Here is a 22,940-nt window from a genome sequence, read left to right on the forward strand (position 1 = left end):
TAAGAATAAATGTCGGAGTTAAGTAGAAATTCCAGACTATTTACAAGGGTTACCTTCCCTCACACAAGGATAATTAATTTGTTTCGATGGCCTGGCGCAGGCTGCCGGAAGGCGCATGGCTGTTTTCGCCCAGGTAGCGTACGTCATCAACCGCCCAACATTGCCCTTCACGTATCATCAGCACTTCATCCTGCCAGGTTTTGCTGCCTTTAGTGAGGTTCACACGCAGCGGAATATTGCGCGCATCGGTATTAGGAATGGTTGAGGAAGACGCGACCACTGCGCTGTCTGCACCTTCACCATTGCTGGTGAACATATTGCTGCGCATAAACGTATTTTGCGCATTCGGTGAAGTGCTGGCCTTTTGCATTTGTTGCGCCAGAGTGTCGCTCATGTAAGGACGCAAGCCGACGATCGCGCTGCTGCCCTGCGTTTTATGGCTGATTTGATAGTCGTAAAATTGTTGCGCCACGCTATCCGGGCCGCCATCAATACAAGGGCCACTGCGGGTGCCAATATCCTTAAAAGCGGGTGTTACGGTGGTAGTACAGGCCGTGAGTAACAGCGCGCACGGAACAAGAACCAAAACTGAGCTGCGCATTTTTATTTCCTTATCTTCTCAGGAGGACTAACTTAGCATAGCGTATCGCTGTCAAAATGCGTGGCTGGATATACGCTAAGATGTTGATACAAAGAGAGGAGAGGCTTATGCAATTTACAACAACCCCTACGCTTGAAGGGCAGAGCATCACGGAATACTGTGGCGTGGTGACCGGCGAGGCTATTCTGGGCGCGAATATTTTCCGTGATTTTTTTGCTGGCGTGCGCGATATCGTCGGCGGTCGTTCAGGTGCGTACGAAAAAGAGCTGCGCAAAGCGCGTGAAATCGCCTTCCGAGAGTTGCAGGAACAGGCTGAAAGCCTCGGTGCCAATGCCGTGGTGGGCATCGATATTGATTACGAAACTGTTGGCAAAGAAGGCAGTATGCTGATGGTGAGTGTAACGGGTACAGCGGTGAAAACTCGTCGATGAAAGGTCGTTTAGGCGCGTTATTTATTGCGATATTGCTGGCGGGCTGCGCCAGCAAACCTGAAGTTAACGACAAAGTTGTTGTCGATAAAGGTGATTTTAAAGTCGACACCAGCCACACAGCGCGGGCAGCCTACCCTCGTGTGAAAGTGTTGGTTATTCACTACACCGCCGATGATTTTGCCGGTTCGTTATCCACTTTAACTGACCAAAATGTCAGTTCTCATTATTTGATTCCCGATACGCCACCGGTCTCCGGCGGTAAGCCAGTTATCTGGCAGTTGGTGCCGGAAAGCGAACTGGCATGGCATGCGGGGGTGAGCTTCTGGCGGGGAGCAACGCGCATCAATGACACTTCGATTGGCATAGAACTGGAGAATAAAGGTTTCACACGCCTGGGTCGCGTGAAGCAGTTTTACCCGTTCAACCCGGCGCAGATCGCGGTGCTGGAGAAACTCGCCAAAGTGATTATTGCCCGGTATCAAATCCAGCCGCAGAACGTGGTTGCCCACGGGGATATCGCTCCCCAGCGGAAAGTTGACCCAGGTCCGCTATTCCCGTGGCAGCAGCTCGCACAGCAGGGCATCGGGGCCTGGCCGGATGCTAACAGAGTGGCGTTTTATTTGAATGGCCGTGGTCCATACCAGCCGGTGGATAAGCGAGCGCTGCTCGAATTGCTATCACGTTATGGCTACCAGGTGACGCCAGATATGACGTCTGAGCAGCAAAAGAGGGTGATTCAGGCTTTTCAGATGCACTTCCGACCAACCGAATATTCGGGTCAGCCGGATGCGCAAACTGAAGCCATCGCGGAAGCGTTGCTGGAAAAATATGGCCAGGCGTAGGCCCGGTAGTCTTCGAGTTGCAGCCAACGCCCCTGTAGCTCGAAGGACAGCGGGTCTGATTAACGATGCAGCGTACCGTGGTCGCGTAGCCAGTGGGCGGTACGCCGAATCCCCTCATCAAGGGTGATAATCGGTTGATAACCCAATTCTGTTTCAGCGCGCGTGGTATCCAGCGTTAAGTCGAAATTCAATTTCGACACACCGTAATGGGTGAGCACGGGCTCTTTGGCGGATTTACTGCCAAGGCGCTCCATGCTACGGGCAATCATATCCAGCATCGGATACGGCACTGAACGAATCCGGCATTTAATCTCTAACTCATCAATCAGTTTTTGCACGATCACCCGCAGCGGGCGGGCTTCCATATTAGTGATGTTGTATGCCCGCCCCGACGGCTGCGATTCACACTGTGTGGCAAGCCACATCGCATGCACCGCATTTTCGATATAGGTCATATCCACCATCGCTTCGCCGCCGCGCGGCAATAACACGCTGCCGTAGTGGCGCATCATCTGCACCAGACGCGGGAAAAAGACTTTATCATGCGGGCCGAACAAACTTTGCGGGCGCAAAATAGTAAAGCGCGTGTGCGGATTTGATTGGGCTAAAAGCTGAATCACCTCTTCGCTGGCGGCTTTACTGCGCGCAAATTCGTTCGCAAAGCGCACCGGGCGGAAATCTTCGCTGATATTGCGATGATGATGGTAATCAAAGTAGAGCGATGGGGATGAAATATGCACGAAGTTGCGCACGCCCCAGGCAACGGCCCACTCGCCCAGGCGGCGGGTCGCGCGAACGTTCGCGAGATCAAAGGCCTCCTGAGTACCCCACGGTGAGGTGAAACTCGAGCAATGCCATAGTGTATCGACATCGGCCAACATCACTTTAGCCTGCGAGGAAACCAGTTCGGTCAGGTCCGCCTGAACAAACTCCGCGCCCATTTTTTCCAGTAGTTTACCCATGGCCTCATTACGCCCGGTAGCCCGAACGCTGATGCCTTTTGCGCGAAGAAATTCGACCGCGTTTCGGCCTAAACCGCTGGTGGCGCCCGTTACCAGTACCTTCATGTCGACCAACTCATGATAAATGATATTAACGCTGCGCATTTTTCCGTGAAACGCCAACGCTTGCAATGGGGAAAGCTAAAGATTAAGAACTCTCAACGGCGTTTATGCGAGATTTGTTCGGAAAGTTGGCAAATCCGTCGGGCCATACCGCGAAAAATGAACAGATGCGCAGGGATCATCACCAGCCAGTAGAATAAACCTGCCGTTCCGTGTGGATGCCACCAGGCACGAACATCCAGCGCCCGGTGCTTGCCGTGATCGCGTAAGGTGAAAGAAAGCCGCCCAAGACCCGGCGCTTTCATGCCAAATAACAGCGTCAGTTCTTTTTCAGGTTCGACAATAATCACTTTCCAGCTATCAACGTGATCGCCAACCTCGAGCATTTCTCGCGTTGGGCGGCCTTTCGCCAGTTTATGACCGATGAGGAGATCCATCAGGCCACGGGTTTTCCACAAAATATTGCCGAAGAAATACCCCTCTTTGCCACCAATCTGATTCACCACCTGCCATAGATCCGCCAGCTCAGCAGAGGTGTTTAGCGTGCAGCCCGCCTGTTTAGGGAAAAAACCGTATTCTGGCCGCCAGCGGGCAAAAGCCTGCGCGTCGTAACCCCAGTCCTGCGAGTTTGCCAGTTTATGTTCGTCCTGAAGCGTGGCGCGAACGGCATCGTCAAAAGTTAAAAGCCGCTGTGGGATCAACGCCCGTAATTCCCGATCGTCAGCCAAAAGATCGTGTTTTAACCCCTGGATCAACGCCCTGGCGATGGTTGGCGGTACGGATGTGATCATGTTGAGAAACCAGACGGAGATCCAACGGGTGGGTAGAGGAATGGGAATTAAAGGGCGATGCTTGCCGCTGATAGCCATAAAGCGTTCGAATTGCTGCTGGTAACTCAGCACTTCCGGCCCTGCGGCTTCAAATACGCGGTTCTCCTGCGCAGGGTGATTGAGCAGTTCGACTAAATAATGCAGCAGATTTTCCAGAGCGATTGGCGTGGTGCGCGAGCGCACCCAACGCGGCGGCGTGAGCACTGGCAGGTTATAAACCATATCGCGCATCACTTCGAACGCGGCAGAGCCTGCACCGACAATAATCCCGGCACGCACTTCCGTCACCGGAACATTTGCATCCCGTAAAATATCGGCGGTAATTTGACGGGCTCGCAGATGCTCAGAATCCCCGTCACCTTCCGCCGCCTGGAGCGAACTCAGAAATATTAGCTGCTTTACCGGATGCTCGCGTAGTGCATCCCGAAGATTAAGCGCAGTCTGGCGTTCATGGGCAACGAAGTTTGTGCCGTCGCCCATGCTGTGCACCAGGTAATAAAGCGTATCGACATTTTCGAGCAGTGCGGGAAGCGTGTCCGGCCACTGCAAATCAATATGACGGCACACAACATCTGGCCAGGGCTGTTTCTCCAGCCACTCAACCCGCCTTGCGGCGGCGGTAACATGATGCCCGGCGGCGCTCAGTTGCGGCACCAGATGCTGCCCGATGTAGCCGCTTGCGCCGAGTACCAGAATATTTTGTGGCTGTGTCATCGTCCCTGATCCTCAGCTTATTTCTGTAAAAAAGCCTGCCAGTGGGAAACCACTTCGGCTAGCTGCTGGCGATTCACGTCAAGATGCGTCACCAGGCGGGTGATTGGCCCTGCGCTCATTAATACGCCGCGCTCTTTCATGAACTTACCCAGGCTTTCAGCTTGCTCAACCGGCACACGGACAAACACCATATTGGTATCCTGACGGGTGACATCGACGCCAATTTCGCGTAATTCGCCAGCCAGCCAATGGGCGTTGTCATGGTCGGTTTGCAGTCGCTGAACGTTATTCTGAAGGGCGTATAGACCCGCCGCGGCGAGAATACCGGCCTGGCGCATACCGCCGCCGACCATTTTACGCCACCGTGTCGCACGTTTGATGTATTCGCGGCTACCCAATAACAGCGAGCCAACCGGCGTTCCCAGCCCTTTAGAGAGGCAAATGGTAAAGGTATCGCAATAGCGCACGACCTCTTCAAGCGTGCAGCCATACGCCACCACGGCATTGAAAATACGTGCGCCATCAACGTGCAAGGCCAGATTGTGGTTGCGGCTAAATTCCCACGCCTGCTTGAGATACTCACGCGGTAGAACTTTGCCGTTATGGGTGTTTTCAAGGCTGAGTAATTTGGTGCGTGCGAAGTGGATATCGTCCGGCTTAATTTTCGCAGCGACTTTATCAAGCGGCAGCGAGCCGTCAGGATTTGCATCGATAGGCTGAGGCTGAATGCTGCCTAAAACCGCCGCACCGCCTGCTTCATACAGATAATTATGCGCAAGTTGCCCAACGATATACTCTTCGCCGCGCTCGCAGTGGCTTAATAGCGCGACGAGGTTTGCCTGGGTGCCCGTTGGCAGAAACAGTGCGGCTTCTTTGCCGCTGATTTTCGCCGCGTAATCTTGTAATTCGTTAACGGTTGGGTCATCACCGTACACATCATCGCCAGTGGGTGCGGTCATCATACGTTTTAGCATTTCGTCGCTTGGGCGGGTTACGGTGTCGCTGCGCAAATCAATCACGGTGGGTCCTTATAATTATCGACAAGAAGCCCCAAAATAATTCAAGTTGCATCGCGGCGGCAAGAGAGCGAGTCCCGATAAGCTTACATAAGTAAGTGATTCGGGCGAGCAAACGCCGCCAACAGAGATGCAACTTGAAGTATGAAGGGGATAAACCTCTGTTTTACCGGAACCAGTTGGTTTTCGCCAGTTCGATAACTTCATCCCCGCGCCCGCTGATAATGGCGCGCAGCATATAAAGACTGAACCCTTTGGCCTGTTCGAGTTTGATTTGCGGTGGGATCGCCAGCTCATCTTTTGCCACGACAACATCCACTAATACCGGGCCATCAATACTCAGCGCGCGTTGCAGGGCGTTATCCAGATCGGCTGCTCGTTCTACGCGAATACCGGTAATGCCGCAGGCGTTGGCGATATTGGCAAAGTTAGTGGCTTGTAGATCTGTGCCGTCTGTCAGGTAGCCACCCGCTTTCATTTCCATCGCCACAAAGCCCAACACGCTATTGTTAAACACAACAATTTTGATCGGCAGTTTCATTTGCACAACGGACAAAAAATCGCCCATCAGCATGCTAAAACCGCCGTCACCGCACATGGCGATCACTTGTCGGTCCGGCGCAGTGGCTTTCGCACCCAATGCCTGGGGCATAGCGTTCGCCATTGAGCCGTGGGTGAATGAGCCAATCAGGCGGCGTTTACCGTTCATTTTTAAATAGCGTGCAGCCCAGACGGTTGGCGTACCGACGTCACAGGTAAAGATGGCGTCGTCGTCGGCATATTTACTGATTTGCTGCGCGACATATTGTGGATGGATAATTTTGCCATCGCCGGGCTGCGCCAGTTCGTCCAGCCCCTCACGCGCTTCGCGGTAGTTATCCAGGGCTTTGTCGAGGAAGCTGCGGTCAGTTTTTTCTTCCAGAAGTGGAAGGAGTGCCGCAAGCGTGGCTTTAATATCCCCGACCAGGGCCATATCGACTTTACTGTGCGCCCCAATGCTGCCAGGGTTGATGTCAATTTGAATGATTTTCGCATCGGTTGGATAGAAGGCGCGGTACGGGAATTGGGTGCCGAGCAGAATTAACGTGTCGGCGTTCATCATGGTATGGAAACCCGATGAAAAACCGATAAGCCCGGTCATGCCGACATCGTACGGATTGTCATATTCGACGTACTCTTTGCCGCGCAGCGCATGCACAATCGGCGCTTTTAACGTGGCGGCAAATTGCACCAGCTCGTCGTGTGCTCCGGCACATCCGCTGCCGCACATCAGGGCGATGTTGTCGTTATAACGCAGTAGCTGCGCCAGCTTTTTAAGTTCGTCATGCGGGGGAGTCATCACCGGCTGTGGGGCAGGGTACCAGTGTGTGCTGGCGGTTTCGGGCGCGGGTTTGAGCGCCACATCACCGGGCAGAACGACTACGGAAACACCGCGGTTTAATACCGCTTTGCGCATGGCAATCGCCAGCACCTGGGGAATTTGTTCCGGGGATGACACCAGCTCACAATAATGGCTGCATTCGCGGAACAACTCTTCGGGATGGGTTTCCTGGAAGTAGCCGCTGCCAATTTCGCTGGACGGAATATGCGCGGCAATCGCCAGCACCGGGACGCGGTTACGGTGGCAATCGTATAAGCCATTAATTAAATGCAGATTACCCGGCCCACATGAACCTGCGCAGACGGCCAGTTCACCAGAAAGATGGGCTTCGGCACCCGCGGCAAAAGCGGCAACTTCTTCATGGCGCGTCGGCATCCATTGAATGGTTTCCATGCGGTTAAGGCTATCGGAAAGGCCATTAAGGGAATCACCGGTTACACCCCAGATGCGTTTAACACCTGCGCTTTCGAGAGTTTTTGCCAGATATGCGGCGACGTTCTGTTTCATTGATTTTCCTTGTCACGATTCAGTTATCGTAAACAAGCTTAGTCAATGAAATGGGAGGGGGAGGGCAGAAAGTGCCACCCAAAGGCTGGGCGGCACATTTTACATCAGGCGAGAACCAAATCCCCTTGCGGATGACACGAGCAGGCCAGAACGTAACCGTTAGCAATTTCTGCTTCGGTCAGTGTCATAGTGCTGCTTACGGTGTAATCCCCGGATTCAATTTTGGTTTTGCAGCTACCACACACGCCCGCACGGCAAGCCGCATTGACCGGAACGCTATTGCTTTCCATGGCTGCCAGCAGAGTGCTACCCACAGGGGCGTAGAACTCACGCAGAGGTTTCAGTGTGGTAAATTTCAAACCGCTATTTACCGGTGCTGCGACTGGAGTGAAGAATTTTTCGTGATAGAAATCGGTAACACCGAGCGCTTTCACTTCTTTTTCCACCATCTCCATGTACGGAGCCGGGCCGCAGGTCATCACGGTGCGAGAAGCAATATCCGGAACGGCTTCAAGGATCTGGCGCGTCAGGCGACCAGCAATGAAACCGTGTGTTGCATTGTTTTCAGCAACCAGCATGACCGGGTAGTCACGCCACTCTTCAGCAAAGATGACATCTTCCGGAGAGCGCACGTTGAAAATCACCTGTACATCAGCCTGCGGGCGATGTTTTGCCAGCCAGCGGCGCATCGACATAATCGGTGTTACGCCACAGCCTGCCGCCATCAACAGATAGCGGTCAGTCGTCAGGTTTTCGCAGGTGAATTCCCCCTGGCCTTCAGACAGCCAGAGGTAATCGCCGACTTTTACTTCATTGGTCAGCCAACCAGAACCAACGCCATTCTCGATACGACGGATAGTCAGCGTAACGAACGGGCTGATTCCCGGGGTGGAAGAAATTGTGTACGCACGCAGCGTTTCATCACTGTTACGAATACTCACCAGTGCATACTGCCCGGCTTTGTAAGGATAGAAGTCGTGGTTGATTAACGACAGCGTCCAGACATCCGGCGTTTCCTGATGAATATGATGTACCTGCATACGATACGGGCACATTGGCGTTGGCATAGTCATGGCTTCTCCTTATGCACCCATCAACTGTTTAATGTCTTCTTCAGGGGTGGTGATAGCGCGCAGGCCAAATTTCTCGTTGAGGATAGCCAGCAGGTTAGGCGTCAGGAAGCCAGGTGCTGTTGGGCCAGTCACGATATTGGTCACACCCAGGGACAGCAGGGTCAGCAGAACAACAATCGCTTTCTGCTCAAACCAGGACAGAACCAGGCTCAGCGGCAGGTCGTTTACGCCACAACCGAGTTTCTCAGCAAGGGTCACAGCCAAAATGATTGCAGAGTAAGAGTCGTTACACTGACCGGCATCCACCAGGCGCGGCAGGCCTTCGATGTTGCCGAAGTCCAGTTTGTTGAAGCGGTATTTACCACAGGCCAGAGTCAGGATCAGGCAGTCTTCTGGAACGCTGGTCGCAAAATCAGTGAAGTAGCTACGCTCGCTGCGTTCGCCATCACAACCGCCCACCAGGAAGATGTGGCGCAGTTTTTCACGGCTTACCAAATCGATCAGGGTGTCAGCTGCGCCCAGCAGCGTCTGGCGACCGAAACCTACGGTGATCAGGTGTTCGATTTCGCTGTACGGGAAGCCAGCCATTTGTTGTGCCTGGTTGATAACAGGTGCGAAATCATCGCCTTCCAGGTGGCTAACGCCCGGCCAGCCAACAATGCTGCGAGTCCAGATACGGTCTGCATAAGAACCCACTTCCGGGTTGATGATGCAGTTTGATGTCATCACGATTGGGCCCGGGAAGCGTGCGAACTCGGTCTGCTGGTTTTGCCAGCCGCTGCCGTAGTTACCTACCAGGTGTTTGAATTTACGCAGTTCTGGGTAGCCGTGTGCTGGCAGCATTTCACCGTGGGTGTAGACGTTTACGCCTGTACCTTCGGTTTGTTCCAACAGGTGGAACAGATCTTTCAGGTCGTGACCGGAAATCAGTACACATTTGCCCGCTACTGGACGCACGTTAACCTGGGTCGGCGTTGGGTGGCCGTATTTCTCAGTTTCGCCGTGATCCAGAATGCTCATCACTTTGAAGTTCATCTGGCCGATTTCCATGGAGCACTCAAGCAGGGCGCCCATGTCCGCAGGCCAGGTACCCAGCCATGCCATAATTTTGTGGTATTGAGCGTACACGTCGTTGTCGTACTGACCCAGAACGTGTGCGTGTTCCATGTATGCCGCAGCGCCTTTCAGGCCATACAGGCACAGCAGACGAAGGCCCAGAACATCTTCACCGATTTCTGCTTTGTCACGGTTAGGCGCAAATTCGCCTGCCTGACGTTGCAGATCGCCCAAATCGTTGCTGATCAGTTGCAGTTCAGCCATTGGGTTAGTCACGGTAATGTCAGCGTTAACCGCCAGGGCGCGAGCTTTCAGGCTTTCACGCAGAGCGATCGCTTCCTGCGCGTAACCGACGATGCGCGGGGAGTCGAAGTTAACGTTGGTCAGCGTAGAGAAGAACGCGCGTGGTGCAAAGCTATCAACTTCATGGTCGATAATGCCAACTTCACGTGCGGCAATGGCCCATGCAGACAGCCCTTGCAGAGAAGCAATCAGCAGATCCTGGAGATCGGAAGTTTCGGCAGTTTTGCCACACATCCCCTGCGCGTAAGAGCAGCCGTTGCCCGCTGGGGTGCGGATTGTTTGTTCACATTGCACACAAAACATGATCGTACCTTTTAAAGTTATATTTAATATACATGTTTAAGATTATGCGCAGTACGGGGCAGGTAAAAGAGATTTTTTATGCAAAGTAGAGGGATGTTGATTTAGCGCAATTTTGGCGGCAGAAACCTACCGCCAATGAGGTATCAGGAGGCGAATAATGCCATCAGCAAAGGTGTCAGCAAACTCAGAATGAAGCCGTGAACGATTGCCGCCGGGACAATTTCCACGCCGCCGCTGCGCTGTAAAACGGGCAGGGTGAAGTCCATGGATGTTGCGCCACACAGACCAAGCGCGGTGGAGCGACTGCGGCGAAGCAGGCCGGGAATCAACATAATAGCGATAAGTTCGCGCGCTAAATCATTGAAAAATGAAGCGCTGCCAATTACCGGGCCGTAGGATTCCGTCATCAAAATACCCGACAGTGAATACCAGCCAAATCCTGATGCCATCGCTAATCCTGCTTTGATGGGCAGGCCGAGAATAAAGGCGTTGATAATCCCACCCACCAGCGAGCTAGCTGCAACCACGACCGCAACAATCATGCCGCGGCGGTTAAGTACAATCTGTTTTAACGTCATGCCGCTATTACGGAGCTGCGTGCCCACCAGCAACAGCAGGAAGATCAGCGTGTATTCGCTGGCTTCGGTTGCGTGTTGCAGTAACGGCAAACCGGTCAGGCCAAGCAGGAAACCCATTACCACCACACCGCATAATTTTAGCGATTCCAGCGCCATCGCAATACGCGAAGGGAGCTTCTCCTGCAGGTGCTTGTGACGCCATGGCATGGAGCGTTCAAGCCAAAGTAAAGCCGCAGCATTACACAGAAGGATCACTACCACACTCACTGCCGCGTAATGGAAAATCGCCAGCAGATTGCTCGCCAGGTTATCGAGAAAAGCGAGGCTGATGCCCATGAAGAATAAAATAACGTACACAATCCAGCTTAACAGACGGTTGATAAGCTTTAATAAGCTGGCTTGTTTCAGAGGAATCAGATAACCGGCGATGAGCGGCACTAAGATGATGAGCAATCCCGAAAACATGGTGCGGACAATCCTTGCAATAGAAGTAACGACGTCAGCCACACTACCCAAAGAAAGTGAATGAGTAAAGCTACGAAAAAAAAGGATTTTTATGCAGATTTGTTGTTGCTGAAAAATGATTTGCGTAGGGCAGATGGCTCCGCCCTACGCGAACAAAGCCGATTAGTTACGTTTCTCTAACAAAGTGCGATAGATAACGCCACCCAGGATACCGCCGACGATTGGCATTACCCAGAACAACCACAGTTGTTCAAGCGCCCAACCGCCCTGGAAAATAGCAACCGCAGTACTGCGCGCCGGGTTTACCGAGGTGTTGGTGACAGGAATGCTGATCAAGTGAATCAGCGTCAGCGCAAGGCCGATAGCAATTGGCGCAAAACCGGCTGGCGCAAACTTGTCGGTCGCGCCATGGATAACAATCAAGAAGCCGCAGGTTAATACGATTTCAATGATAATGGCTGACAGCATGGAATAATGGTCTGGGGAATGTTCGCCGTAACCATTCGAAGCAAAGCCGCTGGCCGCCGCATCAAAACCACTTTTTCCGCTGGCAATCAGATAGAGAATACCCGCTGCAACAATACCGCCAATCACTTGAGCAACAACGTAGCCAATCACCTCTTTTGCAGGGAAACGACCGCCCGCCCATAAACCGAGGGTGACAGCAGGGTTAAAGTGCCCGCCTGAAATATGCCCTACGGCATAAGCCATCGTTAATACGGTTAAACCAAATGCTAATGCCACACCGGCAAACCCTATCCCCAATTCAGGATATGCCGCCGCCAGCACCGCACTACCACAACCACCAAATACCAACCAGAATGTGCCAAAGAATTCTGCTGCTAATTTCCTGAACATAACACCACCTCTGTATTTCAAAAAAGAATCACGGGCGAGGAAAATAAAAGCGCCTGCCCGATTATTGTTGGTTACCCCCTAAGAGGTGTGCCGCCAATAAAAAAGAGCAGTGATATTAATGAGTTCGCGTAGTCAGAACCAGTCTAATAGATTGGTATAAATTGATTTAGGGCAATGAGATGGCATTCCTTTACGAATATACACGCTGGAAGTATAGAAGATTTTTAATAAAGCAGGATTATTCTTACATTAATTATGTTTGGCGAAGGTTTCCCAGAAAATAGCTAATAAAAATAGCATGGTCATTATTAAAGCAAATAAAAATGGAAAATTGTGCCGTCGCCTGCTACGCGATAAATAACGAGTGATGCGCATCAGCAATTTTAAGTATGAAGGGTTTATACTCGAACGATACGGTGAGTTTGTGTCGGTAAGGAAAGCAACAGTCAATCTGGAGGGAGTATGTTTCTCGAGCGGGTGGAGATTGTCGGATTCAGGGGTATTAACCGCCTTTCGTTAATGCTTGAGCAAAATAACGTCTTAATCGGCGAAAACGCGTGGGGTAAATCCAGCCTGCTGGATGCACTGACTTTGTTGCTCTCGCCGAACGAAACGCTTTATCACTTCAGTCGGGATGATTTCTACTTTCCGCCGGGGGATGTGCAAGGGCGAGAACACCATTTACATATTGTGCTGACCTTTCGGGAAACCGCGCCGGGGCATCATCTTGGGCGGCGCTATCGTTCACTGTCACCGGTTTGGGTCGAGGGCAACGATGGTTTTCAGCGCATCATGTATCGGCTGGTGGGAGAGTTGGCGGAAGATGGCTCGATTGTGACCGTGCGTAGCTTTCTTGATAACAAAGGCCATGCCGTCGAGCTGGATGAAATTGATAATCTGGCGAAACAAATTACCCGTCTCAATCCGGTGCTGCGCTTGCGAGATGCCCGCTTTATGCGCCGGTTGCGAAACGACAGTTTGCCAGCTTTACCCGACACGGAAATGACTGCCCGCCAGCTTGATTTCCTGGCTCGCGAGTTGGTATCCCGCCCGCAGAATCTCACCGATGCTCAGTTGCGCCAGGGGTTATCGGCGATGGTGCAGTTGCTGGAGCACTATTTTTCCGAACAGGGCGCGGCGGCCCATCATCGTTTAATGCGGCGTCGCTCGCATGATGAACAGCGGAGTTGGCGCTATCTGGACATCATCAACCGCATGATAGACAAACCCAACAGCCGCGCTCACCGCATGATTTTGCTGGGTATGTTCTCCACGTTGCTACAGGCAAAAGGCAGCGTGGCGCTGGATAAAGATGCGCGTCCCTTGTTGCTGGTGGAAGATCCTGAAACGCGTCTACACCCCATCATGTTGTCGGTGGCCTGGCATTTATTAAACCTGCTGCCGCTGCAAAAAATCACCACCACCAATTCGGGCGAGCTGTTATCGCTCACGCCAGTGGAACACGTCTGCCGCCTGGTGCGTGAATCGTCAAAAGTTACTGCCTGGCGGCTCGGCCCCGGCGGTATGAATGCTGAAGATAGCCGCCGAATCGCGTTTCATATTCGCTTTAACCGCGCTTCATCGCTGTTTGCTCGCTGTTGGCTGTTAGTCGAAGGGGAAACGGAAGTCTGGGTAATGAACGAACTGGCGCGTCAGTGCGGGCACCATTTCGATGCTGAAGGGGTGAAGGTGATTGAGTTTGCGCAGTCGGGTCTACGTCCTCTGATCAAATTTGCGCGACGAATGGGTATTGAATGGCATGTACTGGTGGATGGTGATGAAGCCGGGAAAAAATATGCGGCCACGGTGCGCGGTATTCTGGAAAACGACCGTGACCAGGAGCGCGATCACTTAACGATGCTGCCTGCGATGGACATGGAACACTTTATGTACCGTCAGGGTTTTGCAGATGTCTATCATCGCGTAGCAATGATTCCTGAAAATGTGCCGATGAATATGCGTCGCATCATTGTGAAAGCCATCCATCGCTCTTCTAAACCCGATTTGGCGATTGAAGTGGCGATGGAGGCCGGAAGGCGGGGCGTGGATGCTGTCCCGTCGCTACTGCGCAAAATGTTCTCAAGAGTCCTGTGGCTTGCGCGTGGCCGGGCTGATTAGCCCGACTGTTTACCTAAAGCTGATGCGCAATTTGTGTTGTCATATCGTCTAGCAAACCGTAGCGGCGGCGGTACTCTGCTCGTTTTTTACTGGCGATCTCTTCAATCGGTTTACGTGCTACACCCATTGGTAGAGCAAACAGCCCATCAGGCAATAGTTCACCGCCCATTGATGCCCAAAAACTGTCGTAATCGGCGTGCATTTTATCTTTTTTCTTTTTCCAGTAACGCCACGAGCGATAGATATGTGCGCTGTTACTGACCGCCAAAATTTGACTTACCCCTAAATGACGCGCGAGCTGGCAGGCCGCCTCCAGCGCCAGACGTTTCGGGAACAGGCCATGGCACGCTTTGGTCGCAAGCTGTATATATTCATGGGGGATATCATTTTTGGCCCCTTGCAGGCCGCCAATAAGCAAGGTGAATTTTCCCTGGTATTCGCACAGCGTGAAGGTTAATTCAGTTAGCACCACGCCATCTTGTCGGGTGAGGGTGATTGTCGCTTCCCCCTCTTTATCAAGATTGGCGAGAGCGCATAAATCAAGATGGTAGAAGTTCTCATCTTTACCCGTTATTGTTGCCAGACGCGCGCCGTGGGCTGAATAGTGCTGCTGTAACAAGCGCTCAGGCAGTTTGTGGCTTATGGCGTGATAGTGGAAAGACAATGCATTAACCGCATCCTTACGGGTAAAATTTGCCGTTAAATAGGGACGATGAGCGCGACATGGCAAGCCTGGCTGCGCGGTTAGCAGCTTTTCCAGCATTGGGTGATGCGATAATTCATTCAATAAATGGGTGGTGGTCAGCGGGGTTGCCAGTGAACGCAGGACAAACTTCCGACGATAAGCCGGGTTCTGCCACGCACTTCCTGGCATCCAGTGTCCTTTTGCTAAAGAAAGAAACAACTGCCAACCATTGAGTTGGGTTGTTGATGTAAATTCGTTGACGGCAACTGGCAACATGATTGAGACCCGGTTGAGAAGTGGTGATGTAATTTCACCACCTGGAAGCTCAACGAACGTTCAATCATGGGCAGGCCGCTAGCGGCTTATGACTTTTGTTGAGACTTTATTTAATTAGCCAGTCTTTTTGCAGGATACCTATGAGATTCAAGGGAAAAATAAAAAAACGTTATTGGCTTCTGGGCCTGTTGATTCTGTTGTTGGGCATCTGGCTTTGGCAATTCCTTAACGCGCCAGCGCCGGTTTATCAGACCATGATTGTGCGCAAAGGCGAGCTGCAACAAAGCGTGCTAGCGACGGGAAAATTGGATGCATTGCGCAAAGTTGACGTTGGCGCTCAGGTGAGTGGGCAGCTTAAAACGTTGTCGGTGAATATCGGCGATAAGGTGAAGAAAGATCAGCTGTTGGGGGTAATCGATCCCGAACAGGCGCAGAACCAGATTAAAGAAGTTGAGGCCACGTTGATGGAGTTGCGTGCCCAGCGCCGCCAGGCCGAGGCACAGGCTAAGCTCGCGCAAGTCACGTTAAATCGCCAGCGTGCGTTGGCAAAAACCCAGGCCATTTCACAACAGGATCTGGACACTGCGGTCACCGATCTGGAAGTCAGGCAGGCACAAATCGGGACTATTGATGCGCAAATTAAACGTAATCAGGCCTCTTTAGATACCGCAAAAACCAATCTCGATTACACGCAGATTGTTGCGCCAATGGCCGGTGAAGTGACTGAAATTACCACCAAACAGGGCCAGACGGTCATTGCAGCCCAGCAGGCGCCAAACATTCTGACCCTTGCCGATCTCAGTACGATGCTGGTGAAAGCGCAGGTTTCGGAAGCTGATGTGATTCATCTTAAACCTGGCCAAAAAGCGTGGTTTACGGTGCTTGGCGATCCGCTGACGCGCTATGAAGGGGTGCTGATCGATATTCTCCCTACGCCTGTAAAAGTGAACGATGCGATTTTCTATAACGCCCGGTTTGAAGTGCCGAACCCGAAAGGCGTGCTGCGCCTGGAGATGACGGCCCAGGTGCATATTCAACTCGGTGGCGTAAAAGACGTGTTAACTGTTCCGCTTGCAGCACTTGGCGAGCCGGTTGGCGATAACCGCTACAAAGTGTCGGTTTTACGCAACGGCGAAACCCGGGATCGCGAAATTACTATCGGCATGCGGAACGATACACAGGTGCAGGTGGCAACCGGTTTGACTGAAGGCGAAGAAGTGGTGATAGGTAAATCCACCGCCGGGAGCGCCCCATGACGGCACTGCTTGAGCTGCGGGATATTCGTCGTAGCTATCCGTCGGGAGACGAGCAAGTTGAGGTGCTAAAAGGTATTAACATCACCATTGAAGCGGGTGAGATGGTGGCGATTGTCGGGGCGTCAGGTTCTGGTAAATCGACGCTGATGAACATTCTCGGCTGCCTCGATAAACCCTCCAGCGGTAGCTACAAAGTGGCGGGGCAGGATACCGCATTGCTTGATAGTGACGCCCTGGCAACGTTACGCCGCGAACACTTTGGATTTATCTTCCAGCGCTATCACTTGCTCTCGCATCTGAACGCTACGCAAAACGTCGAAGTGCCCGCCGTGTATGCGGGTACCGCGCGGGTTTATCGCCAGCAAAGAGCGCGGGCGTTGCTGATGCGTCTGGGGCTTTCCGAGCGTGTGGATTACCTGCCTTCGCAGCTTTCAGGCGGCCAGCAGCAGCGTGTGAGTATTGCCCGTGCGCTGATGAACGGCGGTCAGGTGATTCTTGCCGATGAACCGACAGGGGCGCTGGATAGCCATTCGGGCGAAGAAGTGATGGCAACGCTCAAGCAGCTACGTGAGCAGGGGCATACCGTCATTATTGTGACCCATGACCCGACCATTGCCGCCCAGGCGCAGCGTGTTATTGAAATTCGTGACGGCGAAATTATCAGTAACCCGCCGTCGGTGGTTCAGGAATCTGCCGCGCAGAAAGAGGTGAAACCTCAGCCCGCTAATTCACCCTTCCAGCAAACGATCAGCAGTTTTCGGGAGGCCTTTACCATGGCGTGGCTTGCGCTGGCGGCCAACAAAATGCGTACGCTGCTGACCATGCTAGGGATCATTATTGGTATCGCCTCGGTGGTGTCGATTGTGATTGTCGGCGATGCGGCAAAGCAGATGGTGCTTGAGGATATTCGGTCAATTGGGACTAACACGATTGATGTCTATCCGGGTAAAGATTTTGGCGACGACGACCCGCAATACCAGCAGGCGTTGAAATACGATGATTTGGCGGCAATCAGCCAACAGCCGTGGGTGAGCTCAGCGACACCGGCGTTGTCGAGTAATTTGCGCGTGCGCTATGGCAACGTCGATGCTGCCGCGAGCGTTAACGGCGTTAGCAGCCAATATTTTAATGTTTACGGTATGACCTTCAGCGAAGGTACTACGTTTAACGACGAGCAACTGGCGGGGCGTGCACAGGTTGTCGTGCTCGACAGCAATACCAAACGCCAGCTATTCCCTGATAAAGCCAATGTGGTGGGGGAAATTGTACTGGTGGGGAATATGCCCGCGACGGTAATTGGTGTGGCGCAGGAGAAGCAGTCGATGTTTGGCAGCAGTAAAATCCTCCGCGTCTGGTTGCCGTATAACACGATGGCCGGTCGGGTGATGGGGCAAAGCTGGCTGAACTCCATTACGGTGCGCGTCAAAGAGGGCTATAACAGCCACGAAGCCGAGCAGCAGCTCAATCGTTTATTGCAGTTACGTCACAGCAAGAAAGATTTTTTCACCTACAACATGGATGGTCTGTTGAAAACGGCGGAAAAGACCACACGTACTCTTCAGATGTTCCTGACATTGGTGGCGGTGATTTCCTTGTTGGTGGGCGGTATCGGCGTGATGAATATTATGCTGGTGTCGGTTACCGAGCGTACCAAAGAGATTGGTATTCGTATGGCGGTAGGCGCGCGTGCCAGCGACGTATTGCAGCAGTTTTTGATTGAGGCCGTGTTGGTGTGCCTGGTTGGCGGCGCGTTAGGGATTTCGTTATCGCTGCTGATCGCCTTTACGTTACAGCTAGTTTTACCCGGCTGGCAGATTGGTTTTTCGCCGATGGCGCTGCTAACGGCGTTTGCCTGTTCTACCGCGACAGGGATTATTTTTGGCTGGCTACCGGCGAGAAATGCCGCAAGACTGAACCCTATTGATGCGCTTGCGCGTGAATAATTTCATCTGAGGTATGACGTTTGGTTATAAAAATGCCAGCCGATGGGCTGGCATTTTGACCTCACGATGTACACAATGAAACAAAAGGTCAGGCGACCGCTGCTTCGAGCTCCAGAGGCACGATCAAACTGGCGTGATTGCCTTTTGGCCCCTGATGTACATCAAACCTGACAGTTTGTCCGGCTTTAAGCGTTCTGTAACCATCCATCTGAATGGTGGAGTAATGTGCGAAGATATCTTCGCCACCGCCTTCAGGGCAGATAAAACCGAACCCTTTGGCATTATTGAACCATTTAACTGTACCCGTCTCCATGCTTCTACATCCTTCGTAAATCTTATAAGTGAGATGGAATGAACCGGTGGATGAGGGCGGGCTGTTCAAAACCTCGCCAGCTCACGCTTGTACAATGTAGATAATTTAACCATGTCGTCAAGCGTTCCACGGGGGGGTAAGAATGAAAATGAATCAAAATTTTGAAGCAGTTAACGCTATTGTGATTAATGTGACAGAGCTCTCGCAAATCAATCGCCGACTGTTTTGAACACGATGAGTCACGTTAACTGAAAGCGTATTACACTCAACCTATGGGCTTCGCCTTAATGACAATGGGCGATTAAACATGATGACGATTTGCAATGGGTAAGACGAACGATTGGTTGGATTTTGACCAGGTAGTGGGTGATAAACTGCGCGAAGCGCTAAAACCACCTTCAATGTATAAAGTGATGTTAATGAACGATGACTACACGCCGATGGAATTTGTTATTGACGTGCTGCAAAAGTTCTTTTCTTATGATGTAGAACGTGCAACGCAATTGATGCTCACTGTGCACTATCAGGGTAAAGCTATCTGTGGCATTTTTACTGCAGAAGTGGCGGAAACCAAAGTCGCGTTAGTGAATCAGTATGCAAGGGAGCATGAGCATCCGTTGCTGTGTACGCTAGAAAAAGCCTGAAGAAGGCAAAATTTGGGGGAGGTGCCTATGCTCAATCAAGAACTGGAACTCAGTTTAAACATGGCTTTCGCCAGAGCGCGCGAGCACCGACATGAGTTTATGACTGTCGAGCATCTGTTACTGGCTTTGCTCAGTAACCCATCGGCTCGCGAAGCGCTGGAAGCGTGTAGTGTAGATCTGGTGGCGCTACGACAGGAACTCGAGGCCTTCATCGAACAAACCACACCGGTTCTGCCTGCCAGTGAAGAAGAGCGTGATACTCAACCTACGCTTAGCTTCCAGCGCGTGCTGCAACGTGCGGTGTTCCACGTCCAGTCTTCTGGTCGCAGTGAAGTGACGGGCGCAAATGTGCTGGTCGCTATCTTCAGCGAACAGGAGTCCCAGGCAGCGTACCTGCTGCGTAAACATGAAGTCAGCCGACTTGATGTGGTGAACTTCATCTCTCACGGTACACGTAAAGACGAACCTAATCAGGCACCGGGTGCTGAAAATCCGGTCAATGAAGAGCAAGCAGGCGGGGAGGAACGTATGGAAAACTTCACCACCAATCTCAACCAGCTTGCACGTGTGGGAGGGATCGATCCGCTGATTGGCCGCGAGAAAGAGCTTGAGCGTGCCATTCAGGTACTGTGCCGTCGCCGCAAAAACAACCCGCTGTTAGTGGGTGAATCTGGCGTAGGTAAAACGGCCATTGCTGAAGGGCTTGCCTGGCGTATTGTGCAGGGCGATGTTCCAGAAGTGATTGCCGATTGCACCATTTACGCGCTGGATATCGGTTCATTGCTGGCGGGTACCAAATACCGTGGCGACTTTGAAAAACGCTTCAAAGCGCTGCTTAAACAGCTTGAACAGGATCAGAATAGCATCCTGTTTATTGATGAAATTCATACCATTATTGGTGCGGGTGCCGCATCGGGTGGGCAGGTTGATGCGGCGAACTTGATTAAACCGTTGCTCTCCAGCGGTAAAATTCGCGTCATCGGTTCAACAACTTACCAGGAATTCAGCAATATCTTTGAAAAAGATCGCGCGCTGGCGCGTCGTTTCCAGAAGATTGATATTACTGAGCCAAGCGTTGAAGAAACCGTGCAAATTATTAACGGCCTGAAACCGAAATACGAAGCGCACCATGACGTGCGTTATACCGCGAAAGCGATTCGTGCGGCGGTAGAACTGGCTGTGAAATACATCAACGACCGCCATCTGCCTGATAAAGCCATCGATGTTATCGATGAAGCGGGGGCGCGTAGTCGTCTGATGCCGGTGAGCAAACGGAAGAAAACGGTGAATGTCGCTGACATCGAAACCGTGGTTGCACGTATTGCACGAATTCCTGAGAAAAGCGTTTCGGCAAGCGACCGCGATACGTTGCGCAGCCTGGACGATCGTCTAAAAATGCTGGTGTTTGGCCAGGATAAAGCCATTGAGGCGTTAACCGAAGCCATCAAAATGAGCCGTGCCGGATTAGGGCACGATCATAAGCCAGTCGGGTCATTCCTGTTTGCCGGGCCAACGGGTGTCGGTAAAACGGAAGTCACCGTTCAGTTGGCGAAATCGCTGGGCATTGAGCTGTTGCGTTTTGATATGTCGGAGTACATGGAACGCCACACCGTGAGCCGTTTGATTGGCGCACCTCCGGGTTACGTTGGTTTCGACCAGGGCGGCCTGTTAACGGATGCCGTGATTAAACACCCGCACTCTGTGCTGCTGCTTGATGAAATTGAAAAAGCGCACCCGGATGTCTTTAACCTGCTGCTGCAGGTGATGGATAACGGTACGCTGACCGATAACAACGGGCGCAAAGCAGATTTCCGTAACGTGATTCTGGTAATGACCACCAACGCAGGTGTTCGTGAAACCGAGCGTAAGTCTATCGGCCTGATCCGTCAGGACAACAGCACCGATGCGATGGAAGAGATCAAGAAGATCTTTACTCCAGAATTCCGTAACCGTCTGGATAACATTATTTGGTTCAACCATCTCTCTACAGAGGTGATCCACCAGGTGGTCGACAAATTTATTGTCGAACTTCAGGTGCAGTTGGATCAGAAAGGTGTCTCTCTGGAAGTGAGTCAGGAAGCGCGTGACTGGCTGGCAGAAAAAGGCTATGACCGTGCAATGGGCGCTCGTCCAATGACGCGTGTGATTCAGGACAACCTGAAAAAACCGCTCGCTAACGAACTGCTGTTTGGTTCCCTGGTGGATGGTGGACAGGTGACGGTGGCGCTGGATAAAGAAAATCAGAAACTGATTTATAACTTCCACGGCGCTCAGAAGCATAAGCCGGAAACTGCGCACTAATCGCTCTTTTGTAGGTCGGATTCGCGTAGCTACATCCGACCTACATTAAGACTGAGTGAAGCAATAAAAGAAGGCCAGGTCATTGACCTGGCCTTTCTATTTAAATTTGTTTACGCCGCCTGTTTACGCAGCGCTAAATAAAACTATCAGCGACTACGGAAGACAATGCGGCCTTTGCTCAGGTCGTACGGGGTCAGCTCTACAGTGACTTTGTCACCCGTCAGGATGCGGATATAGTTTTTACGCATTTTACCGGAGATATGAGCGGTTACCACGTGCCCGTTTTCCAGCTCAACGCGGAACATGGTGTTAGGTAACGTATCAAGAACGGTACCCTGCATTTCAATATTGTCTTCTTTGGCCATCTAATCCTCGAGGGTATCACTACCATAGTTTTGAACCGGCAAGATAATGCCCAAGTTCACGTATCATGTAAAGAATTGTTGGTGAAATCACCAGCGAAAGTGCAATTTGCGCATTACCCAAGACCCACTCAAAAGCTGCACTATTGGCGCTTACGATGAGGGCTGCGAAGAGATAAACGATGGGCGATCCCTGTTAAAGCTAATCCCAAACGGCGGTGGGGTAATGAGCAGAGCTCACTCTGCGGTGCTAATTATAACACTCTTAACTGTATTGTGCCGTAAACATTATCGTTCCGAGAGGATTTGTGGTACCCAGCAATAAGCGGCGAGCTGTTGTGGACGAAATATCGACAAATGTTCCAGATATTGGCGACGAGGAATTTCTATCGCACCTAATGAGGCGGTATGCGCATTAAGTACCTGGCAATCAATTAATTTACCGCCATAGCCTAAAAAGTGTTGGCAGAATATTAACAGCGCCGTTTTGGAGGCATTTTCCCGGCGGCTAAACATCGATTCACCACAAAAGAGCGCACCTTGCGCCACGCCATACATTCCCCCCGCCAGTTCATCGCCTTCCCAAACTTCAATTGAGTGGGCGTGGCCTAACTCATGCAGGCGAAGATAGGCGTCAATAATATCTGGCGTAATCCAGGTTCCTTCATCACGGTCATCAGCACACTCGCTAATAACTCGTTCGAAAGCATGGTTTAACGTCACACGATAGGGTGAATGGCGATGAAACCGTTTCATGCTACGGCTGAGATGAAATTGCTCCGGAAAAAGCACCGCACGCGGATCGGGGGACCACCATAAAATAGGGTCACCGGGTGAAAACCAGGGAAAGATGCCGCGCTGATAAGCCATCAACAGGCGAGCGGGGCTTAAATCGCCCCCCAGCGCCAGTAACCCATTAGGTTCACGCAACGCGCCTTCCGGTGAAGGGAAGGCAATTGAGTCACGAGAAAGCTGAATAAGGCGCATGACTTCTGAACTCCAGGGAGCAATAGCAATAAT

General features: G+C 52.0%; 20 protein-coding genes. 7 read left to right on the top strand and 13 right to left on the bottom strand.

Annotation, left to right across the window (positions count from 1 at the left end):
• Window positions 1–73: 73 nt before the first annotated feature.
• Window positions 74–601: a lipoprotein gene (locus tag AB1E22_RS16290; protein ID WP_367596276.1), complete on the bottom strand. Its 528-nt coding sequence runs from the start codon at window positions 599–601 to the stop codon at window positions 74–76.
• A gap of 107 nt (window positions 602–708) precedes the next feature.
• Here AB1E22_RS16290 and AB1E22_RS16295 point away from each other — a divergent pair, with 107 nt between their 5' ends.
• Window positions 709–1,032, top strand: a complete 324-nt coding sequence (locus tag AB1E22_RS16295) for a heavy metal-binding domain-containing protein (protein WP_367596277.1) — start codon at window positions 709–711, stop codon at window positions 1,030–1,032.
• Window positions 1,029–1,874 (top strand): N-acetylmuramoyl-L-alanine amidase, encoded by an 846-nt coding sequence (locus tag AB1E22_RS16300; protein WP_367596278.1) that lies wholly within the window; start codon window positions 1,029–1,031, stop codon window positions 1,872–1,874. Before AB1E22_RS16295 ends, AB1E22_RS16300 begins: the two co-directional genes overlap by 4 nt.
• Window positions 1,875–1,933: 59 nt before the next feature.
• Here the strand turns inward: AB1E22_RS16300 and AB1E22_RS16305 are convergent, their stop codons facing one another.
• The 8 genes from AB1E22_RS16305 to aqpZ all read right to left on the bottom strand — a co-directional run bounded on the left by AB1E22_RS16305 (window position 1,934) and on the right by aqpZ (window position 12,022).
• A complete protein-coding gene (locus AB1E22_RS16305; protein ID WP_367596279.1) occupies window positions 1,934–2,941 on the bottom strand; it encodes an NAD-dependent epimerase/dehydratase family protein in 1,008 nt (335 codons plus the stop codon).
• Window positions 2,942–3,033: 92 nt separating this feature from the next.
• A complete protein-coding gene (locus AB1E22_RS16310; RefSeq protein ID WP_367596280.1) occupies window positions 3,034–4,482 on the bottom strand; it encodes an SDR family oxidoreductase in 1,449 nt (482 codons plus the stop codon).
• A 17-nt stretch (window positions 4,483–4,499) separates the two neighbouring features.
• Window positions 4,500–5,501, bottom strand: coding sequence for a low-specificity L-threonine aldolase (ltaE, locus tag AB1E22_RS16315; RefSeq protein ID WP_367596281.1), 1,002 nt, complete (start codon window positions 5,499–5,501; stop codon window positions 4,500–4,502).
• Window positions 5,502–5,664: 163 nt separating this feature from the next.
• On the bottom strand, window positions 5,665–7,386 hold the full coding sequence (gene poxB / locus AB1E22_RS16320) for a ubiquinone-dependent pyruvate dehydrogenase (protein WP_367596282.1): 1,722 nt from the start codon (window positions 7,384–7,386) through the stop codon (window positions 5,665–5,667).
• A 104-nt stretch (window positions 7,387–7,490) separates the two neighbouring features.
• Complete coding sequence (hcr, locus tag AB1E22_RS16325; protein WP_367596283.1) at window positions 7,491–8,459, bottom strand: NADH oxidoreductase; 969 nt, start codon at window positions 8,457–8,459, stop codon at window positions 7,491–7,493.
• A gap of 9 nt (window positions 8,460–8,468) precedes the next feature.
• Window positions 8,469–10,121, bottom strand: coding sequence for a hydroxylamine reductase (gene hcp, locus AB1E22_RS16330; protein ID WP_367596284.1), 1,653 nt, complete (start codon window positions 10,119–10,121; stop codon window positions 8,469–8,471).
• Between the two features lie 143 nt (window positions 10,122–10,264).
• Window positions 10,265–11,164, bottom strand: a complete 900-nt coding sequence (locus AB1E22_RS16335) for a lysine exporter LysO family protein (RefSeq protein ID WP_367596285.1) — start codon at window positions 11,162–11,164, stop codon at window positions 10,265–10,267.
• Window positions 11,165–11,326: 162 nt separating this feature from the next.
• Window positions 11,327–12,022 carry an aquaporin Z gene (gene aqpZ, locus AB1E22_RS16340; RefSeq protein WP_367596286.1) on the bottom strand — a complete coding sequence of 232 codons (696 nt, stop codon included), beginning with the start codon at window positions 12,020–12,022 and terminating at the stop codon, window positions 11,327–11,329.
• A 462-nt stretch (window positions 12,023–12,484) separates the two neighbouring features.
• On the opposite strand from aqpZ, the gene AB1E22_RS16345 reads away from it, so the two are divergent.
• Window positions 12,485–14,140: an ATP-dependent endonuclease gene (locus tag AB1E22_RS16345; protein ID WP_367596287.1), complete on the top strand. Its 1,656-nt coding sequence runs from the start codon at window positions 12,485–12,487 to the stop codon at window positions 14,138–14,140.
• 13 nt (window positions 14,141–14,153) lie between these two features.
• Here the strand turns inward: AB1E22_RS16345 and AB1E22_RS16350 are convergent, their stop codons facing one another.
• Window positions 14,154–15,101 carry a VirK/YbjX family protein gene (locus AB1E22_RS16350; protein ID WP_367596288.1) on the bottom strand — a complete coding sequence of 316 codons (948 nt, stop codon included), beginning with the start codon at window positions 15,099–15,101 and terminating at the stop codon, window positions 14,154–14,156.
• A gap of 140 nt (window positions 15,102–15,241) precedes the next feature.
• Here AB1E22_RS16350 and macA point away from each other — a divergent pair, with 140 nt between their 5' ends.
• Window positions 15,242–16,357, top strand: coding sequence for a macrolide transporter subunit MacA (gene macA / locus AB1E22_RS16355; protein WP_367596289.1), 1,116 nt, complete (start codon window positions 15,242–15,244; stop codon window positions 16,355–16,357).
• A complete protein-coding gene (macB, locus tag AB1E22_RS16360; RefSeq protein ID WP_367596290.1) occupies window positions 16,354–18,300 on the top strand; it encodes a macrolide ABC transporter ATP-binding protein/permease MacB in 1,947 nt (648 codons plus the stop codon). The genes macA and macB overlap by 4 nt, the downstream gene beginning before the upstream one ends.
• Window positions 18,301–18,388: 88 nt before the next feature.
• On the opposite strand, the gene cspD is transcribed toward macB, so the two are convergent.
• Window positions 18,389–18,613 carry a cold shock-like protein CspD gene (gene cspD, locus AB1E22_RS16365; protein WP_034456407.1) on the bottom strand — a complete coding sequence of 75 codons (225 nt, stop codon included), beginning with the start codon at window positions 18,611–18,613 and terminating at the stop codon, window positions 18,389–18,391.
• A gap of 323 nt (window positions 18,614–18,936) precedes the next feature.
• Between cspD and clpS the strand changes: the two genes are divergently transcribed.
• A complete protein-coding gene (gene clpS / locus AB1E22_RS16370) occupies window positions 18,937–19,257 on the top strand; it encodes an ATP-dependent Clp protease adapter ClpS (protein WP_367596291.1) in 321 nt (106 codons plus the stop codon).
• 27 nt (window positions 19,258–19,284) lie between these two features.
• A complete protein-coding gene (gene clpA / locus AB1E22_RS16375; RefSeq protein WP_367596292.1) occupies window positions 19,285–21,558 on the top strand; it encodes an ATP-dependent Clp protease ATP-binding subunit ClpA in 2,274 nt (757 codons plus the stop codon).
• Window positions 21,559–21,704: 146 nt separating this feature from the next.
• Here clpA and infA read toward each other — a convergent pair whose 3' ends face one another.
• Together infA and aat are read right to left on the bottom strand one after the other, a co-directional pair.
• Window positions 21,705–21,923, bottom strand: a complete 219-nt coding sequence (infA, locus tag AB1E22_RS16380; protein ID WP_002211347.1) for a translation initiation factor IF-1 — start codon at window positions 21,921–21,923, stop codon at window positions 21,705–21,707.
• A gap of 285 nt (window positions 21,924–22,208) precedes the next feature.
• Window positions 22,209–22,907, bottom strand: a complete 699-nt coding sequence (gene aat / locus AB1E22_RS16385) for a leucyl/phenylalanyl-tRNA--protein transferase (protein WP_367596293.1) — start codon at window positions 22,905–22,907, stop codon at window positions 22,209–22,211.
• Window positions 22,908–22,940: the final 33 nt, after the last annotated feature.

The organism is Buttiauxella gaviniae, assembly GCF_040786275.1.
GTDB classification, from domain to species: domain Bacteria; phylum Pseudomonadota; class Gammaproteobacteria; order Enterobacterales; family Enterobacteriaceae; genus Buttiauxella; species Buttiauxella gaviniae_A.

Bases quoted from the DNA above. Each gene is read 5' to 3' on its own strand.
- AB1E22_RS16310 (WP_367596280.1), bottom strand. From the start codon at position 4,482: ATGACACAGCCACAAAATATTCTGGTACTCGGCGCAAGCGGCTACATC.
- infA (WP_002211347.1), bottom strand. From the start codon at position 21,923: ATGGCCAAAGAAGACAATATTGAAATGCAGGGTACCGTTCTTGATACG.
- macB (WP_367596290.1), top strand. From the start codon at position 16,354: ATGACGGCACTGCTTGAGCTGCGGGATATTCGTCGTAGCTATCCGTCG.
- AB1E22_RS16305 (WP_367596279.1), bottom strand. From the start codon at position 2,941: ATGAAGGTACTGGTAACGGGCGCCACCAGCGGTTTAGGCCGAAACGCG.
- AB1E22_RS16350 (WP_367596288.1), bottom strand. From the start codon at position 15,101: ATGTTGCCAGTTGCCGTCAACGAATTTACATCAACAACCCAACTCAAT.
- AB1E22_RS16345 (WP_367596287.1), top strand. From the start codon at position 12,485: ATGTTTCTCGAGCGGGTGGAGATTGTCGGATTCAGGGGTATTAACCGC.
- aat (WP_367596293.1), bottom strand. From the start codon at position 22,907: ATGCGCCTTATTCAGCTTTCTCGTGACTCAATTGCCTTCCCTTCACCG.
- macA (WP_367596289.1), top strand. From the start codon at position 15,242: ATGAGATTCAAGGGAAAAATAAAAAAACGTTATTGGCTTCTGGGCCTG.
- poxB (WP_367596282.1), bottom strand. From the start codon at position 7,386: ATGAAACAGAACGTCGCCGCATATCTGGCAAAAACTCTCGAAAGCGCA.
- AB1E22_RS16295 (WP_367596277.1), top strand. From the start codon at position 709: ATGCAATTTACAACAACCCCTACGCTTGAAGGGCAGAGCATCACGGAA.
- clpS (WP_367596291.1), top strand. From the start codon at position 18,937: ATGGGTAAGACGAACGATTGGTTGGATTTTGACCAGGTAGTGGGTGAT.
- AB1E22_RS16290 (WP_367596276.1), bottom strand. From the start codon at position 601: ATGCGCAGCTCAGTTTTGGTTCTTGTTCCGTGCGCGCTGTTACTCACG.
- aqpZ (WP_367596286.1), bottom strand. From the start codon at position 12,022: ATGTTCAGGAAATTAGCAGCAGAATTCTTTGGCACATTCTGGTTGGTA.
- AB1E22_RS16335 (WP_367596285.1), bottom strand. From the start codon at position 11,164: ATGTTTTCGGGATTGCTCATCATCTTAGTGCCGCTCATCGCCGGTTAT.
- hcr (WP_367596283.1), bottom strand. From the start codon at position 8,459: ATGACTATGCCAACGCCAATGTGCCCGTATCGTATGCAGGTACATCAT.
- AB1E22_RS16300 (WP_367596278.1), top strand. From the start codon at position 1,029: ATGAAAGGTCGTTTAGGCGCGTTATTTATTGCGATATTGCTGGCGGGC.
- cspD (WP_034456407.1), bottom strand. From the start codon at position 18,613: ATGGAGACGGGTACAGTTAAATGGTTCAATAATGCCAAAGGGTTCGGT.
- hcp (WP_367596284.1), bottom strand. From the start codon at position 10,121: ATGTTTTGTGTGCAATGTGAACAAACAATCCGCACCCCAGCGGGCAAC.
- clpA (WP_367596292.1), top strand. From the start codon at position 19,285: ATGCTCAATCAAGAACTGGAACTCAGTTTAAACATGGCTTTCGCCAGA.